Below are 16,066 nucleotides of genomic sequence, written 5' to 3'. Positions count from 1 at the left end.
GCGACAATGCGAGGCCCCTGTATGACGGCCATCGAATCCGGGCGGCGGTCCGACCGGCTCGACCACGCGCGCCGGCTCGCCGAGGGCGGCGACCTCGACGGCGCGGCCGCGATCTTCGCGGAGCTCGCGGCGGACGAGGCCGCGCCGGACCGCGGCGAGGCCGGCGAGGGCCTGTCCGTCGTGGTCGAGCGGATGGCCGAGCGGCTGCTGGAGGACGGCGAGCCCGAACGGGCCGCCGACATTCTGCTGGAGGCGCTGTCGGTCAGCGCGGTGGCCGACCCGGCGCGCCTGCGGGTGCTGCTCGGCATGGCCCATCTGGAGATGGCGTGCGCGCAGTTCGCCGGGGCCGTGGAGGACAGCCGCCAGGAGGGGGCCGACGCCGGCACCGGCGCGCTCGCGATCGAACTGCTGGCCCGTACGCTGCCGCTGCGCGGCCGCGACGGCGACGCGGAGACCGTGTGGCGCTACGGCCTCGACCACCCCGATCCGGCGCTCGCCGAGCAGGTGCGGCTGCGCCTCGGGCGGGATGTGCGCCCCGTCATGGAAGGCGTCGTGGAGGCCTGATCCGCCGGGCGGGGCTCAGCGCTGGTTGCGGCGGCCGAGGGCGTAGGCGACGTTGACCGCGATGATCCCGCCCCAGGCGAGGACCATGCCGGGAAGGTGACCGGCGGCCCCCGCGATCGTGGTCAGGGGGATGCCGATGCCCAGCGATCCCAGGGCCACCGCGACCCCGTTGTCCTTCTGCCTGGGCTGACTCCCGGGCGGCTGCCGGCTGAGGTGGGCCGCCACCTCGTTACGCACCCGCGCGGCGATCTCCACGTCGAGCTTGTCGAGGAACGAGTCGACCAGCGCGTCCTCGTAATCCGGGCCGAGGTCGCGGCGGGCCGCCATGACGGCGCGCAGGTCCTCACGGGTCGATGGCGCCACGGACGGCGGGGGGACGGGGCGCCCGGTCGCGGGCGGCTGCTGGGATGCGATGTCCGGCACCATGACATTCTGTCCCCTTCCTCGGGGGCCTGCCATCCTCCGATCGGAGGGTCGCCTCCTCCTGCTCCGGTCGGACCCGCTACCGTCACCGCCATGGAGATCGAGACCCCGCACGGCCGCGCCCTGGCCGAGGTGGACGAGGCGCCCGATCCCCGGCTGCTGCTGGTCCTGACCCACGGGTCCGGGGGAGGTGTGGACGCCCCCGACCTGCTCGCCGTACGTGACGCGGTGCTGGCGGCCGGGGGGACGGTCGCCCGGGTGGTCCAGCCGTTCCGGCTGCGCGGCGCGCGGGCGCCGGGGCCGGCGGTCAAGCAGGACGAGGCGTGGCTGTCGATCGTGGCCGCGCTCCGCGCGCGTCATCCGGGCCTGCCGTTCGTCCAGGGCGGGCGGAGCAACGGGGCGCGGGTCGCCTGCCGCACCGCGCGCGCCGCCGGGGCCGAGGCGGTGGTGGCGCTCGCGTTCCCGCTGCATCCGCCGGGAAAGCCGGAACGCTCACGGGCGGAGGAACTGCGGCAGGCGGGGACCCCCGTGCTCGTGGTCAACGGGGATCGGGATCCGTTCGGCGTGCCGGACGAGAAGGACGCCGCACGTCTCGTCGTCCTCCCGGGGGAGGGACACGAGTTCAAGAAGGACCCCGCCCGGGTGGGCGAGGTGGTGGCGCAGTGGCTGTTGCCGCCTAGGCGGCGCTGATGGCCATGTCGGTGGGACGGTGCGGGGCGATGACGCCGCCGTCCGGCAGCAGCTCGCCGGTGTCCTCGAACAGCACGACACCGTTGCAGAGCAGACTCCAGCCCTGCTCGGGGTGACAGGCTATCGTGCGGGCGGCTTCTCGGTCCTTCGCGTCCGCGGTGGGACAGGCCGGTTCATGAGGGCACATCGCCGGGGCTCCGTGTCTTTTCGTTCGTTCGCTCGTTTTGTCTTGCGGGCGTCCCGCGGGCGCCGTCACGAGTGTCCTCGTTCAGGGTGCGAGGAGCTCGGTATGACGAACACCACACTGGACTACACCAGTTTGCGGCTCGGCCGCATCCGTACGACATAGTCCGTTCGGAGCATTTCCGCCGGTCGGGCAGGGGACCCGGCCGCACCCCGAGCAGGCTCACGCGCACTGTTGTGACCTAGTACACAAGAATGCCCCATTGCAGGCAACGGTCCGGCCTCGACACGCCGACAGCCGGGTAACCGGAAGATCACAGGTTTCGGCCGCCTGACGAGCTAGATGTAGTCGGCCCGGAAATCCGGTCCCTCAGCCGCCGAGGCCGGCGATCAGCGCGTCGAGGCCGTGCTCGAAGTCGCGCTCGCCCTCGGCGGTGCGCGCGTCGCGCACCTCGGCGTCCGGATCGGCCCACCCCGACTGCTGGACCTCCACGGCCACGCTGCCGAACACGTAGGCCCGCAGCGCGCGGACCGCCCCGGCCGGGTCGCCGATCCCCGACTCGCGCAGCTGCTCGGTCTGCTCCCTGATCGCGATGAGGGCCGATCCCTTGGGGGGCTTGGTCAGGGCCAGCGACAGCACACCCGGGTGCTCCAGCAGCGCGGCGCGGCTCGCGCGGGCCCAGGCGCGCGCCCTGTCCTGCCAGGTGGCGGCGCCGGCCGGATCGACCTCCACGGTCGTCACGTGCTCGGCGAGGGCGTCCATCAGCGCCTCCTTGCCCCGCGGCAGGTGGTGGTAGATGGCCATGGCCTCCACCTGGAGGGCGTCGCCGAGCCGGCGCATGGTCAGCCGGCGCAGGCCCTGACCGTCGGCGATGTGCAGGGCGGCGTCGATGATCCGCTCCCGGGACAGGGGGACGGGTGGTCGCTTGGCGGGCATGCGATCATGCTGCCACATCGGGCCTTACTTCGTAAAGGGCGGCGCACCCTGCGGTGCGGGCCTCCGCGCGGAGCGCGTACGCTACCGCTTGCGACGTGAGTTCGATGCGCGAGCCGATACGAAGGGGCTGACGATGGCGTTTTTCCGTCCGCGGGTGAGCCGGGAGGCGGAGGTCCGCTACCACGCGGATCTGGAGACCCGGAAGAACTTCGACCACGTGCTGGACAAGCTCCGGGCGGCGCAGCGGCGGTTCCAGGAGGCGAAGGCGGCGGGCGTGCCGCTCCCCGAGCTCCGTGAGGCGGCCCTGGGCCTCGACACGGCGCTGACCGAGGCGCTGCGCGCGGCCGAGGCGGGACAGCGTGCCACGTACGGCGTGAAGTCCTACGACAGCAGGATCGCCCGGCGCAAGGCGAGGGCCACCCCCGACGGCGCGCTGTGGACCGACGAGGTGAACCGGCTGCGCACGCTGCGCGAGGCGCACCGCCTCAGCGGCATTCCGCGGGTGCCCCGTGCCGGCAAGACGGGCGACCCCGCCCGCCTGACCCCGCGCGACGTGCGCAAGGGGCTGGCCGCCGCCGGTCGCTGAGCCCGCGCGTCCGGGCCGGCCGGCCGGCGCGACGACGGTGATCGCGGCTCCTGACACGGGAGCCGCGAAGGTCTACGATTCCGCCTCACACCCGAGCCGAGCGTCAGGGCTCGGGAGCAGGAAGGCAGGTCGTCCCCTTGATCCCCGACTCGCTGTCGTCGTCACCGCTGGAACCCCTGCTCACCAGGGAGTACGACACCGAACCCGCGCTCGTCCACGAACGCCTCCGGCGCGCCTACGGCCCGGTGGCGCCGGTCGATCTCCTCGGTGTGCCCGTGTGGTTCGTCCTCGGCTACGACGAGGTGCTGCACGTCCTGCAGAACGCGGGCGAGCGCTGGAGAAAGTGCGTGGCCGGCTGGCGGGCCTACACCGAGGGCAGGGTGCCCGCCGACTGGCCGCCGCTGACCCTGCTCGCGGCGGACAACACCGGGTTCCAGGACGGGGACAGGCACCGCGCGGGCCGCGCGGCCTGGGACGCCGCCCTCCGGCCGTACCAGGACCCCGCTCATCCGCAGGCGCAGCTGATGGAACGCGCCATCCTGCGCTACTGCGACGAGCTCATCGACGTCGTCACGGAGGGCACGTCCACGGGGCTCGCGGACCTGTCCGCGCAGTACGGGCGACCGCTGCCGCTGATGGTCGCGGGCCGCCTGTTCGGCATCGGCATCGGCCGCGGCGACGACCTGGTGATGGATCTGTGGCGCCTGCTGGACGGCCCGGACTCCGGCGGGGCGTACCAGCGGCTGCACGCCACCTTCCTGGAACTCGCGACGGTCAAGCGGAGAAGGCCCGGCGAGGACGTCCCCTCCTATCTGCTCGCCGCCAAGCCGGATTTCACCGACGACGAGCTGGCCCGCGAGCTGTTCCTGCTGCCCGCCTTCCTGGACTTCACCGGCAGCCTGATCTGCAACGCGGTGGTCGAGGCGATCACCAACCCGCGGCTGCGGGCGACGTTGTCGACGGGGGCGGTCGAGGAGGCGGTGAACCGGGTCGCGATGCTGAAACCGTCGATCGCCAACGTCACCCTCCGCTACGCCAGGGCGGACGCGAAGCTGGGGAACTTCACGATCGCCGCGGGCGACCCCGTGCTGCTGTCGATCGCGGCCGCGAACAACGACCCGCGGTTCGCCTCGGCCCTCGGCGACGACACCGTGCGCAGCACCCGCGCGCACCTGTCGTGGGGCGCGGGCCCGCACCGATGCCCGAGCCGGCGGCTGGCGACCCAGATCACCACGATCGCCGTGCGGCGGCTGCTCGAGCGGTTCGCGGCGCTGGGCCTCGCGCTGCCGCCCGACCAGCTGCCCTGGCGCCCTTCCCCCTTCACGCGGGCGCTGCGCTCCCTGCCCGTGCAGTACGAGGTGAGGCCGGCGTCCGGGCCGCGTGGCAGGAGCGATGCGCAGAGCGCGGGTGGTGACAGCGGACGGGAGCCGTCCGACGTCCCCGCCGACGCCCCCGCCGACAACCGCCGGGCCGCCCGGTCCTCGCTGTGGACCGTCCTGCGCAGGCTGCGGGGCGGACGGCGGGACGACCAGCCGGGGGCGTGAAAGCCGTACGGCCCGCGCCCCCTTCGCGGGGACGCGGGCCGTACTCGTATCCGGATCAGGCGGCGCTCAGCCGGCCCAGATCTCAGCTCGCCCAGTCGAGCAGCGGGCGGGTGTTGCTCGGGTGGCGCAGCTTGGACAGCGACTCCTTCTCGAGCTGGCGGATCCGCTCCCGGGTCAGGCCCAGGTGCTTGCCGATCTCGTCCAGCGTGTGCGGCTTGCCGTCGGCCAGGCCGAAGCGCAGGCTCATGATCTTGGCCTCGCGCGGCGACAGGTTGCTCAGCACGCCCTTGAGCTGCTCGGCCAGCAGCTGCCGGTCCACGACCTCGGACGCCTCGGGGGAGTCGACGTCCTCGATGAGGTCGCCGATCCGGGTCTCGCCGTCCTCGCCGATGGTCGAGTCGAGGCTGATCGGCTGCCGGCTGGTGCGCAGCAGCTCCTCGATCTGGTCCGGGGTCTTGTCCAGCTCGACGGCCAGCTCCTCCGGCGTGGGCTCACGGCCGAGACGCTGGTGCATGTCACGCTCGACGCGCGACAGCTTCGACAGCATCTCCAGCACGTGGACGGGCAGCCGGATCGTACGGGCCGAGTCGGCGAAGCCGCGCTGGATGGCCTGCCGGATCCACCACATGGCGTACGTCGAGAACTTGTAGCCCTTGGTGTAGTCGAACTTCTCGACCGCGCGGATCAGGCCGAGGTTGCCCTCCTGCACGACGTCGAGCAGGGCCATGCCGCGGTCGGTGTACTTCTTGGCGACCGAGACGACCAGGCGGAGGTTGGCCTCCAGCATGTGGTCCTTGGCCCGCCTGCCGTCCTCGATGACCCACTCCAGGTCCTCGCGGACGCCCGGCGCGAGGCGCTCGCCGTTCTCCAGGGCGGTCTCGAGCTTGTACTCGGCGTACAGCCCGGCCTCGATGCGCTTGGCCAGCTCCACCTCCTGGGCGGCGGTGAGCAGGGTGCGGCGGCCGATGGACTTCAGGTAGGTGTGCACCGAGTCGCCCATGACCGACGAGGTGTCGTCGAGGTCGAGCGTCTCGCTCTCCTCCGCCTCGGTCTCGTCGACCGGGAGCTCCTCGTCGTACGGCTCCTCGTCGCCGGCCTTGGCCGTCTTCTTCGCGGTGCTCCTGGCGGCGGGCGCGCTCTTCTTGGCGGCCTCGGCCTGGGCGGCCCGGCGGGACTTCCTGGCGGGAGCCTTGGCCTTCTGGGTGCCCGCGGGGGCGGTGCCGCCCGGCGCGCCGTCAGCGGCGGTGTCGGCGGCCAGGTTCACGCCCGCCTCGGTCAGCTCGCGCAGGATCGAGCGGCCCTCGACGGGGCTGACGCCGGCCTTGGCGAAGGCCTCGCGCAGCTCCGACAGGGAAAGGCGACCCTGCGCACGGCCTCGCTCCAGCAGCAGGTCGAGCGTCGTCGGGGTCACCTCGCGCTCGGGCGAGGCCGCCACGGCGGTCCGGGGCATGAGGACACCTCCTCCTTGCGGAGTTCATGGTTTCGAATGCTTGCGATCGGGGCGCGGCGTCCGGCGGCTCAGCGCACCAGTATCAATAACGCTCTCGCGCCTGGTTTGTTCCCTCACCCCGCGGGGGAGGGTGGTGGACCCGGCCGGGCGGCCCGGCCGGCCGGTGCTGTCAGTCGGGGATGATGGTGACGCTGACCTCGGGCACCGGCATGGGACCGGCGTCCTCCATGCGCTCGTTGGTCCAGTAGCCGGCGACCCCGTCCGGGTCGTCCGTGAGCGCCTCGGACACCACGTCCGGGTCGGCGCCGGGAGTGGACCTGGACCCGGTGAAGCCGCCCCGGCCGGAGTCGGCCGGGAGGATGTCGCGCGATCCCTCGTGGCCGCGGCCCGCAGGGCCGAGCTTGGCGGCGGGAGCGTCGTCCGCCTTCGCGACGTCGTCCAGGCGCCCGGAGAACGCGGCCGCGGTGACCGACGCTCCGCCCACGATGACGACGCCGACGAGCACGGCGGAGGCCATCATCTTGTGCGCCGGCGTGAGGCGGATCGGTTGCATGCGGCGTCCCCTTCCCCCACTCTCATAGACGCACGGCGGTCATCCGCGGTTCCGGATCTTCACTTCCGGTTCTTCAGTGCGACCATATCCGGTTTGCCGTTCGGAAGCAGGGGAATCTGGGACACCAGCTCGAGGGCGCGCGGCGCGGCGTAGGCGGGCAGTCGCTCCTTGGCGAAGCCTCTCAGCGCGTCGAGCGTGACCTCGCGGGCGTCCCCCGGAACCACGACGGCGACCACGGTCTCACCCCACTCGGGGTCGGGCCTGCCCACCACCACGACGTCGCGTACGGCCGGGTGCCCGGCCAGCACCTCGGCGACCGCGCCCGCCACGACCTTCCGGCCGCCGGTGTTGATCACGTCGTCCGCCCGGCCGAGCACGGTGAGCCGCCCGTTCTCCATCCGCCCTAGGTCGGAGGTGACGAACCAGCCGCCCTCGAAGGGCCGGTCCTCGCGCAGCCGGTAGCCCGAGAACAGCACCGAGCCCGAGATCCGCACCCGCCCGTCGCCGCCGATCTCGACCTCGACGCCGTCCAGGGGCACGCCGTCGTACACGCAGCCGCCGCTCGTCTCGCTCATGCCGTACGACGTGACGACCCGGAGCCCGGCGGCGCGGGCCTCGGCGAGCAGGCCGGCGGGAGCGGCGGCCCCGCCGAGCAGGATCACGGGGAAGGCCGTGAGGTCCGCACCCGCGTCGAGCACGCGCCGCACCTGGGTGGGGACCAGCGAGACGTAGTCGGCCCGGCTCGCGATGACCTCGGCGGGGGAGAAGCGGGAATGGATGATCGGCTCGGTGCCGCACAGCAGCGACCGGATGAGCACCTGCGCGCCGGAGATGTGCGACGGCGGCAGGCAGCACAGCCAGCGGTCGCCCTCGCGGGCGCCGAGCCTGGCCAGCGAGGCCCGGGCCGAGGCGAGCAGCGCCCCGGCCGTCAGTTCCACGCCCTTGGGGGCGCCGGTGGAGCCGGAGGTCGCGATGATCAGCGCCGCGTCGGACGGCTCCCCGTCCGGCTCGCGCCGCACGCCGTCGGCGGTGACGACGTGGGTGGGCCGCAGCGCGGCGAGCGTCGCCTCCAGCGCGGGCCGTGGCAGATCCGGCGACAGCGGCAGCACGGCGGGGCCGTCGCCGGTCAGGGCCTGCCGTACGGCCTCCGACAGGGCGGGCCCCGGAGGCAGGACGAGGGCGTGCACGGGTCGCTGTCCTGGGCGGTGTCCGGGAGGGCTGAGCACGGTCGTAAGGTTAGTCCCGGCGCGGTGGCCGTACGCCGCCGCCTGGCAGGTGACGACGAAGGAGCGGGTGTGACGAGCGGGGTCGACTGGAAGCGGTCGGGTGAGTACGAGGACATCATCTACGAGACCGCCGAGGGGATGGCGAAGATCACGATCAACCGCCCCGAGCGGCACAACGCCTTCCGCCCCACGACGTTGTTCGAGCTCCGCGCGGCCTTCGACCGGGCCCAGGAGGACACCGAGGTCGGTGTGATCATCTTCACCGGCGCCGGGGACAAGGCGTTCTGCTCCGGCGGCGACCAGAAGATCCGCGGCGACGACGGCTACGTGGACGACAAGACCCACGGCATCGGCCGGCTCAACGTCCTGGACCTCCAGGTGCAGATCCGCCGCTGCCCCAAGCCGGTCATCGCGATGGTGGCGGGCTACGCGATCGGCGGCGGCCACGTGCTGCACGTCTGCTGCGACCTGACGATCGCCGCCGACAACGCGAGATTCGGCCAGACCGGCCCCAAGGTGGGCTCGTTCGACGGCGGATACGGCTCCTGGCTGCTCGCCGAGACCGTGGGCCTCAAGCGGGCCCGCGAGATCTGGTACCTGTGCCGTCAGTACGACGCCCAGACCGCGCTCCAGTGGGGTCTGGTCAACGCCGTCGTGCCGCTCGAGCGCCTGGAGGAGGAGACCGTCCAGTGGGCCCGCGAGCTGCTGGAGAAGTCGCCCCTCGCGCTGCGCATGCTGAAGGGCGCGCTCAACGCGGTGACCGACGGCGCGGCCGGCATGCAGCAGTTCGCCGGCGACGCGACGCTGCTGTACTACATGAGCGAGGAGGCCCAGGAGGGCCGCGACGCGTTCAAGGAGAAGCGCAAGCCGGACTTCTCGAAGTACCCCCGCCGGCCCTGACCGGCTCCGGGAGAGGCCGCGGGATGACGGCGGCCTCTCCGTTTTGCCGTACGCTTGCGGCTGCGGGAACGGGAGGAGACGGGCGGGTGGACACAAACCGGGCCGGTCTGGGCGTTCTAGATCTGGGCGTTCTGGAGGCGCGGCGGTGAACCCGGCGACCGCTCTTTCGACCGTCCTGATCGACGAACTGGTGCGCTGCGGGGTCACCGACGTGGTGCTCGCCCCGGGGTCCCGGTCCGCGCCGCTGGCGCTCGCCGCGCACGGCGAGTCACGGGTGCGGCTGCACGTGCGCGTCGACGAGCGCTCGGCCTCGTACCTCGCGCTCGGCCTGGCCAAGAGGTCCGAGCGGCCGGTGGCTCTGATCTGCACCTCCGGCACCGCGGCGGCCAACTTCCATCCCGCCGTGATCGAGGCGTCGGAGTCGGGGGTGCCGCTGCTCCTGCTGACCGCCGACCGGCCGCCCGAGTTGCGCGGCACCGGCGCCAACCAGACGATCGACCAGGTCAAGTTGTACGGCTCGGCCGTGCGATGGTTCGCCGAGGTCGGCGTGCCGGAGGAGCGGCCCGGCCAGGTGGCCTACTGGCGCTCCCTGGTGTGCCGGGCCTGCCAGCGCGCCGCCGGGCCGCCGGACCCCGGTCCCGTCCACCTCAACGTGGCCTTCCGCGAGCCGCTGATCCCCGACGGCGACGCGAGCTGGTGCGAGCCCCTCGACGGCGACGCCTCGGGCGCGTGGATGCGGGCGCGGGTCGCGCCGCCGTCCGCCGCCCTGCACATCCCGCCGACCCGGCGCGGCGTGCTGGTGGTCGGCGACGGCGCCGCCAACGTGCGGCGGTACGTCGCCGCCGCGGGCATGGCGGGCTGGCCCGTGCTGTCGGAGCCCAACGGAGGCGGCCGGTACGGCGACCACGCCATCTCGACGTACCACTTCCTGCTGGGCGACCAGGAGTGGGCCGACGCCCACCGGCCGGACGTCGTGGTCACCCTCGGCCGCCCCGGGCTGTCGCGCCCGCTGCTGTCGTGGCTGCGCCGGGCCGAGGAGCACATCGTCGTGGCCCCCGACCTGACCCGGTGGCCCGACCCGACGCGTTCGGCCACCCAGGTGGCCCAGGCCGTGGAGATCCCGATCGCCGCGGGAGGGGACGCCTGGCTGCGTGCCTGGCGGCACGCCGACCAACTGGCGCGCGAGGCGCTCGACACGGTGCTCGACTCCTCCGGGCTGACCGAGCCGCGGCTGGCCAGGGACCTCACCGAGGTGCTGCCCAACGGGTCGCTGCTGTTCTGCGGCTCGTCCATGCCGATCCGCGACCTCGACCAGGCCATGCGCCCACGGCGGGGGCTGCGGCTCATGGCCAACCGGGGCGCCTCGGGCATCGACGGCCTGGTCTCCACCGCCGTCGGGGCCGCGCTCGCCCACAACGGGCCCGCGTACGCGCTGATCGGCGACCTGACTCTCCTGCACGACCAGAACGGGCTGATCCTCGGCCCGCGTGAGCCCCGGCCCGACCTGTGCCTGGTGGTGGTGAACAACGACGGCGGCGGGATCTTCTCGCTGCTGCCGCAGGCCGCCATCGAGGACCCGTTCGAGCGGGTCTTCGGTACCCCTCACGGCGTGGACTTCGGCTACCTGGCCGCGGCGAGCGGCCTGCCGTACACGCTGGTGGAGGATCCCGAGGAGCTGTCCAGGGCGATCAAGGGGGACGGCCTGCGGCTGGTGGAGGCGCGCACCGACCGGGCGCGCAACGCGGCGGTCCACGCCGCGATGCGCGAGGCCGTACGCGCCGCCATGCGCGGTTGATCGTTTCCGGGCCGGACCCGGGGGCGCGCCCGTCCTCCTGCGGGCTTACCCCTGTTGGTCCTTCCGGCGGATGCCGCACTCGCGGGGCGACGGCAGAATGGGTGCTGTTTCCCCGCCATGAGGAGTGAGATGCACGTCGACGAGTGGCTGCAGACCATCCCGTCCGTCTGGGTCTACGTGCTCGTGGGCGCCGTCATCGGGCTGGAGAGCCTGGGCATCCCGCTCCCGGGTGAGATCGTGCTGGTGAGCGCCGCGCTGCTGTCGTCCAGAGGAGTCGTGGACCCCCTGATCGTCGGGATCTGCGCGAGCGGCGGCGCGATCGTCGGGGACTCGATCGGCTACCTGATCGGCCGCAGGGGCGGACGGCCGCTGTTCGACCGTCTGGGGCGGCGCTTCCCCAAGCACTTCGGCCCGGCGCACATCGCCAAGGCGGAGCAGGTGTTCAACCGCCACGGCATGTGGGCGGTGTTCTTCGGCCGCTTCGTCGCCCTCCTGCGGATCCTCGCCGGGCCGCTGGCCGGCGCCCTGCACATGCCCTACTGGCGCTTCCTCGTCGCCAACGTCCTCGGCGGGATCGTGTGGGCCGGCGGTACCACGGCCGCGATCTACTACCTGGGCGTGGTGGCCGACAAGTGGCTCAAGGGCTTCTCCTGGGTCGGGCTGGTGATCGCCGTCCTGTTCGGGCTGGGCACCACGGTGTGGCTGAAGCGCAAGGCCGCCAAGGCGGCCGCCGAGGAGAGCGTGCCGGAGACCGTCAGCGCCTCCTGACGCGAGGCTGCTTCAAGTTCGAGGTACGGCGCGTCGTGTTGGACAATCCCACTACGGGCGACGCGCCGGTTCGTTGAGCCGGACGAAGCAGCGGCAGGGAAGGACGTCTAGCGTTCGGGCGACGGCCCCGGCGACGGAAGGACCTTTCGATGGCTGACGTGGCAGGACGATGGCGGACGCGGCTCGGTGAGCTGATCGCCGAGTACGAGGTCCCCGGCGCGGCCCTGGCCTTCCTGCACGGGGGAGAGGTCCGTGAGTTCGCCGCCGGCGTGCTCAACGTCGCCACCGGCGTCGAGGCGACCGCCGACTCCCTCTTCCAGATCGGCTCGATCACGAAGCTGTGGACCTCGACGCAGATCATGCTGCTGGCCGAGCAGGGGCGGGTCACCCTCGACACCCCCGTGCGGGAGATCCTGCCGGAGTTCCGCGTCGCGGACCCGGAGGCGACCAAGAGGGTCACGCTCCGGCACCTGCTGTCGCACACCTCGGGCATCGACGGTGACCTGTTCCTCGACACCGGCCGGGGTGACGACTGCCTGGAGAAGTACGTCGAGGCGTGCGCGGACCTCGCGCAGAACCACCCGCTCGGGGCCACCCAGTCGTACTGCAACTCCGGCTTCTCCGTCGTGGGGCGGGTGATCGAGCGCCTGACCGGCAAGGTGTGGGACGCCGCGCTGCGCGAGCAGATCGTCGAGCCGCTGGGCCTGACCCACACCTGGACCCTGCCGGAGGACGTCCTGCGGTTCCGCGCGGCCATGGGGCACGTCGACGGTGCTCCGGCACCGATGTGGGGCCTGATGCGGTCGGGGGGACCGGCCGGGCTCATCTGCGCCCGCGCCGCCGACGTCGTGGCCTTCGCCCGTGCCCACCTGGAAGGCGGCCTGCTCGCCGATCCCCGTGTGATGTGGGAGCCGCAGGTGGACATCCCGAATCCGCACACGCTGGGCAGGCAGTGGGGGATCGGCTGGATCCTCGACGAGTGGGACGGCCGCCGGGTGATCTCGCACGGCGGCAACACGATCGGCCAGGCCGCCATGCTCTGGGCGATCCCCGGGGCGGGCACCGTCGCGTGCGTGCTGGCCAACGGCGGCCAGACCGGCGCCTTCCAGCACGCCGTGGCCACCGAGCTGTTCGGCGACCTGCTCGGCCTGGCCGTCCCGCCCGTGCTCGGCCCGCCGGCCGAGCCGTACGAGACAGACGTGGCGCGATACGCCGGGGTCTACGAGCGAACCGGCATGCGGATCACGATGACCGCGCGCGACGGAGCCCTGGCGACGCACATCGAGGCCACCGGGGCCCTCGCCGGCGCGCAGCCGCCCGTGGACCTCGATCTCGTGCCGGTGGACGACGTCACGTTCGTCGGCCGCCCGCAGGGGCAGCCCGACTGGTGGTCGGCCGTCTTCTTCCGGCTCGCCGACGGCACGCCGTACGTCCACCTCGGCGCACGGGCCACGCCCAGGATCGGCTGAGGCGGGGGATGGACGCACGGCCGCGCGCCAGCCTTCGCCGCGTTCTGGAGGACCTCGGCAGCACCGTGCTCGACGTGGCCGCCTCTCCCGGTGACCTCGACGCCGAGGTCACCGGGGTGCACATCCACGACCCCCTGGACGAGCCCTCGCTGCAGGAGGGCGCTCTCGTGCTCGCCGTCGGGGTGGACTCGGCCGAGCGGGTACGGGCCCTGCTCGACGCGGCCGGTCCGGCGGCCGGCATCGTGGTCAAGCAGCCCGTGGAGGTCGACGAGCCGCTCCGCGCGAAGGTCAGGGAGACCGGGGTCGCGGTGCTCGGTCTCACCCGCGCCGCGTCCTGGGCCCAGGTGGCGGCGCTGCTGCGCTCCCTGCTGGCCGAGCTGCGGGACCCGCTGCTGGACGAGTCGCCGGACGGCCTGTTCTCGCTGGCCAACGCCGTGTGCGCGCTGCTGGACGCGCCGGTGACCATCGAGGACCGCTCCTCCCGGGTGCTGGCGTACTCCGAGCGGCAGGAGGAGGCCGACCCCGGGCGGGTGGCGACCGTGCTCGGCCGTCAGGTGCCGGAGCGGTACCGGCGGATGCTGGAGGAGGGGGGCGTCTTCCGCCGGCTCTACCAGAGCCGTGAGCCGATCTACATCGAACTGCACGACGAGGGGATCAACCGGGCGGCGGTGGCCGTCCGCTCGGGCGACGAGGTCCTCGGCTCCATCTGGGCCGCCGTGCGCGAGCCGCTGAGCGAGCAGCGGCGGCGCGCCCTCGCCGACGCCGCCAAGATCGTCGCGCTGCAGCTTCTGCGGCAGCGCGCCGGGGCCGACACCAGCAGGCGGCTGCGCGCCGATCTCCTGTCGACCGTGCTCGCCGGCGGCGGCGACGCCGCGGAGGCGGCCGGCCGGCTGGGCGTGGCGAGCGAGCGCCTGTGCGTGCTCGCGGCCCAGCTCACCGAGGAGGCGTACGACGACGCCGCCCGGTTGGAGAGCGACCGGCAGCGGTTCTGCGACGCTCTCGCCCTGCACGTCGCGGCCATCCACCCGAAGGCCGCCGCCGCGCTGGTCGGCTCGGTGGCCTATGCCGTGCTGCCCCTGCAGGCCGGCGGGCAGGAGGAGGCGCGGGCCGTACGCGTGGCGGAAAGCTTCCTGACCAGGGTCGGCCCCCGGCACGCGGCCAACACCGGCGTGGGCCGCCTGGCGGCCGACCTCGCCGAGGTGGCCCGCTCGCGGGCCGACGCCGACCGGGCGCTACGGGTGCTGCGCGCCAGGGGCGCCTCCGGCCAGGCGGCCGGGTACACGAGCGTGCACTTCGAGGCGTTGCTGCTCCAGTTCTCCGATCTGGTCCGCGCGGAGAAACAGGCGCCCAACGGGCCGTACGAGCGGCTGCTCGCGTACGACGCCGAGCACGGGAGCGAGCTGGTCGCCACGCTGCGTGCCTACCTGGACGCCTTCGGCGACGTCAACGCCGCCGCCGCGCGGGTCCACGTGCACGCCAACACGTTCCGCTACCGCCTCAAGCGGTTGACCGAGATCGGCGGGCTGGACCTGTCCGACCCCGACGCGCGGCTCAGCGTCATGCTCCAGATGCGCATCTTCGGCCGATAGCACGACGCCCCGGGGGCGCGGAAGCGGTCAGCTCACCCGGCGGTGCACGTCCTCGGGGTTGTCCGAACGTGGAAACCCTGCACTCGATGCGCGAGGACGCTCGCGTCCTCGCGTGTGGTCGTCGGCGCCGAGAACATAGCGGTGAAAAGCGGGCTGCTGGCCGCCGAGTCCGACCTGCGCACCGCTGCCCCGGATGTCGCGGCGGATCTCGCTCGCCAGGCGCTAGTAGTCCGGCTCGCCCTCGTGGCCGGTCATGTCTGATGCTTGTCCGGCCTCGATCCTGTGACTCCAAGTAATCGTGCGGTGAACTTGCTGTAAGTAATAGCCGGTGAAAGAATTCGTACAGGCATTCGATTGAGAGGGGGGTGTGATGGAGCCCATCGAAGTCGCTCCCGCACATCCTCGGCATTCGAATGCGCCATCCGGCGACTGGTGGGACGAGCTCATCGCCAACTCGCCCCTATGGTCATCCGAAGGCTCCCTCGCCCACGATCGGCTTTTCGGGCAGTCCGTATCGGGGGAGGGCAGGGGTAATCGCGCCAGTTGCGCAGGAACCGCAGACTCTGGAGTTCCGTCTGATCACTCTGTGGGTGCCGGTGCGGCCAGTGACGCAACCGGCAATGCGGCTGAAAGCGGCCCCGGCGCCGCCGACGATGCAACAGAGCGTCCCGGTCGCGACCGGCCTCGTCCGTCGTGGGTGCTGGTGGGGTCGTTGCGTGAGTCGGCGCAGGCGTTGGCGTTGGCGCCGGTTCCCGACGATGCGGACATTTGCCTGGCCGAGGCCGAGGAGTTGTTGTTCGCCCGGGATCGGATCACGTGTGCTCTTGCCGACCGGGTGGGTCGGGTGCATCGGGCGGGGCAGGCCAAGCGGCACGGGCATGCCTCCACCCGTAGCTGGCTGCGCACCACGGGCGGGATGACCGTCGCCGGTGCGGGCCGGCTGCTGACGTTGGCGGTGGAGCTGGCCCGCCTGCCCCTCGTGCGGGAGAAGTTCGCCGCCGGCGAGCTGGCGGCCGGAGTGGCCGAAGCCATCTGCACGGCGATCTCCGGGCTGTCGGATGAGCAGGTCGCGCTGGCCGAGCCGATCCTTTTGGAGCTGGCGGCCAGGGCGGGCGCGGCGGAGGTGGCCAAGGCCGGCCGCTATCTGCGGGCGATACTCGACCCCGACGGCGAGGACCGCGATGAGCGGGCCGATTACGCGCGGCGGTTCCTGCGGGTCCGCCCGGGCAAGGGCGGCGGGCTGGAAGGGGAGTTCTATCTCCCGCGTGAGCACGCCGCCCGGTTGCAGGCGCTGCTGGACGCCTACGCCAGACCGCGGGCGGAGGGTGATGACCGTCCGCTGCGGGTGCGTCAGGCCGATGCGTTCATGGCGTTGCTGGAGGAGAAGAT

General features: G+C 72.8%; 17 protein-coding genes. 11 read left to right on the top strand and 6 right to left on the bottom strand.

The genetic code is table 11. The annotated features are described in order from the left end of the window. Positions 1 to 21: 21 nt before the first annotated feature. A complete protein-coding gene (locus tag AAH991_RS32030; protein WP_346229661.1) occupies positions 22 to 564 on the top strand; it encodes a hypothetical protein in 543 nt (180 codons plus the stop codon). Positions 565 to 579: 15 nt separating this feature from the next. Here AAH991_RS32030 and AAH991_RS32025 read toward each other — a convergent pair whose 3' ends face one another. Beyond that, positions 580 to 990, bottom strand: a complete 411-nt coding sequence (locus AAH991_RS32025) for a hypothetical protein (RefSeq protein ID WP_346229660.1) — start codon at positions 988 to 990, stop codon at positions 580 to 582. Positions 991 to 1,080: 90 nt separating this feature from the next. Between AAH991_RS32025 and AAH991_RS32020 the strand changes: the two genes are divergently transcribed. Further along, positions 1,081 to 1,677 carry an alpha/beta hydrolase family protein gene (locus AAH991_RS32020; protein WP_346229659.1) on the top strand — a complete coding sequence of 199 codons (597 nt, stop codon included), beginning with the start codon at positions 1,081 to 1,083 and terminating at the stop codon, positions 1,675 to 1,677. Here the strand turns inward: AAH991_RS32020 and AAH991_RS32015 are convergent. Both AAH991_RS32015 and AAH991_RS32010 read right to left on the bottom strand, forming a co-directional pair. Next, entirely contained in the window at positions 1,664 to 1,864 is a 201-nt protein-coding gene (locus tag AAH991_RS32015) for a DUF5999 family protein (protein ID WP_169952435.1), read from the bottom strand. The two genes, AAH991_RS32020 and AAH991_RS32015, sit on opposite strands and share 14 nt — an antisense overlap. A gap of 366 nt (positions 1,865 to 2,230) precedes the next feature. Next, complete coding sequence (locus AAH991_RS32010) at positions 2,231 to 2,797, bottom strand: TetR/AcrR family transcriptional regulator C-terminal domain-containing protein (protein ID WP_346229658.1); 567 nt, start codon at positions 2,795 to 2,797, stop codon at positions 2,231 to 2,233. Positions 2,798 to 2,930: 133 nt separating this feature from the next. Between AAH991_RS32010 and AAH991_RS32005 the strand changes: the two genes are divergently transcribed. Continuing rightward, positions 2,931 to 3,383 (top strand): hypothetical protein, encoded by a 453-nt coding sequence (locus AAH991_RS32005; RefSeq protein ID WP_346229657.1) that lies wholly within the window; start codon positions 2,931 to 2,933, stop codon positions 3,381 to 3,383. 137 nt (positions 3,384 to 3,520) lie between these two features. Beyond that, complete coding sequence (locus AAH991_RS32000) at positions 3,521 to 4,927, top strand: cytochrome P450 family protein (RefSeq protein ID WP_346229656.1); 1,407 nt, start codon at positions 3,521 to 3,523, stop codon at positions 4,925 to 4,927. Positions 4,928 to 5,009: 82 nt separating this feature from the next. Here AAH991_RS32000 and AAH991_RS31995 read toward each other — a convergent pair whose 3' ends face one another. The 3 genes from AAH991_RS31995 to AAH991_RS31985 form a co-directional block, all read right to left on the bottom strand. Continuing rightward, the gene (locus tag AAH991_RS31995) at positions 5,010 to 6,377 is read right to left on the bottom strand and encodes an RNA polymerase sigma factor (RefSeq protein WP_346229655.1); all 1,368 of its coding nucleotides are present in this window, start codon (positions 6,375 to 6,377) and stop codon (positions 5,010 to 5,012) included. A gap of 169 nt (positions 6,378 to 6,546) precedes the next feature. Beyond that, positions 6,547 to 6,930, bottom strand: coding sequence for a hypothetical protein (locus AAH991_RS31990; RefSeq protein ID WP_346229654.1), 384 nt, complete (start codon positions 6,928 to 6,930; stop codon positions 6,547 to 6,549). Positions 6,931 to 6,989: 59 nt separating this feature from the next. Continuing rightward, a complete protein-coding gene (locus AAH991_RS31985; protein WP_346229653.1) occupies positions 6,990 to 8,117 on the bottom strand; it encodes an AMP-binding protein in 1,128 nt (375 codons plus the stop codon). A 108-nt stretch (positions 8,118 to 8,225) separates the two neighbouring features. Between AAH991_RS31985 and menB the strand changes: the two genes are divergently transcribed. The 7 genes from menB to AAH991_RS31950 form a co-directional block, all read left to right on the top strand. Continuing rightward, on the top strand, positions 8,226 to 9,056 hold the full coding sequence (gene menB / locus AAH991_RS31980) for a 1,4-dihydroxy-2-naphthoyl-CoA synthase (RefSeq protein ID WP_346229652.1): 831 nt from the start codon (positions 8,226 to 8,228) through the stop codon (positions 9,054 to 9,056). 145 nt (positions 9,057 to 9,201) lie between these two features. Further along, positions 9,202 to 10,851, top strand: a complete 1,650-nt coding sequence (menD, locus tag AAH991_RS31975; RefSeq protein ID WP_346229651.1) for a 2-succinyl-5-enolpyruvyl-6-hydroxy-3-cyclohexene-1-carboxylic-acid synthase — start codon at positions 9,202 to 9,204, stop codon at positions 10,849 to 10,851. A gap of 129 nt (positions 10,852 to 10,980) precedes the next feature. Next, positions 10,981 to 11,619 (top strand): DedA family protein, encoded by a 639-nt coding sequence (locus AAH991_RS31970; RefSeq protein WP_346229650.1) that lies wholly within the window; start codon positions 10,981 to 10,983, stop codon positions 11,617 to 11,619. Between the two features lie 149 nt (positions 11,620 to 11,768). After that, positions 11,769 to 13,088, top strand: coding sequence for a serine hydrolase domain-containing protein (locus tag AAH991_RS31965; protein ID WP_346229649.1), 1,320 nt, complete (start codon positions 11,769 to 11,771; stop codon positions 13,086 to 13,088). An 8-nt stretch (positions 13,089 to 13,096) separates the two neighbouring features. Beyond that, positions 13,097 to 14,677, top strand: coding sequence for a PucR family transcriptional regulator (locus AAH991_RS31960; RefSeq protein WP_346229648.1), 1,581 nt, complete (start codon positions 13,097 to 13,099; stop codon positions 14,675 to 14,677). A 114-nt stretch (positions 14,678 to 14,791) separates the two neighbouring features. After that, complete coding sequence (locus AAH991_RS31955) at positions 14,792 to 14,938, top strand: hypothetical protein (protein WP_346229647.1); 147 nt, start codon at positions 14,792 to 14,794, stop codon at positions 14,936 to 14,938. A gap of 451 nt (positions 14,939 to 15,389) precedes the next feature. After that, positions 15,390 to 16,066 (top strand): DUF222 domain-containing protein (locus AAH991_RS31950; protein WP_346229646.1); only part of this gene is annotated, 677 nt, incomplete at its 3' end.

The sequence above is a fragment of the Microbispora sp. ZYX-F-249 genome (genome assembly GCF_039649665.1).
Lineage (GTDB): Bacteria > Actinomycetota > Actinomycetes > Streptosporangiales > Streptosporangiaceae > Microbispora > Microbispora maris.
Note: the sequence above shows the minus strand (reverse complement) of the source record. Positions and strands in the feature narration are given on the sequence as shown.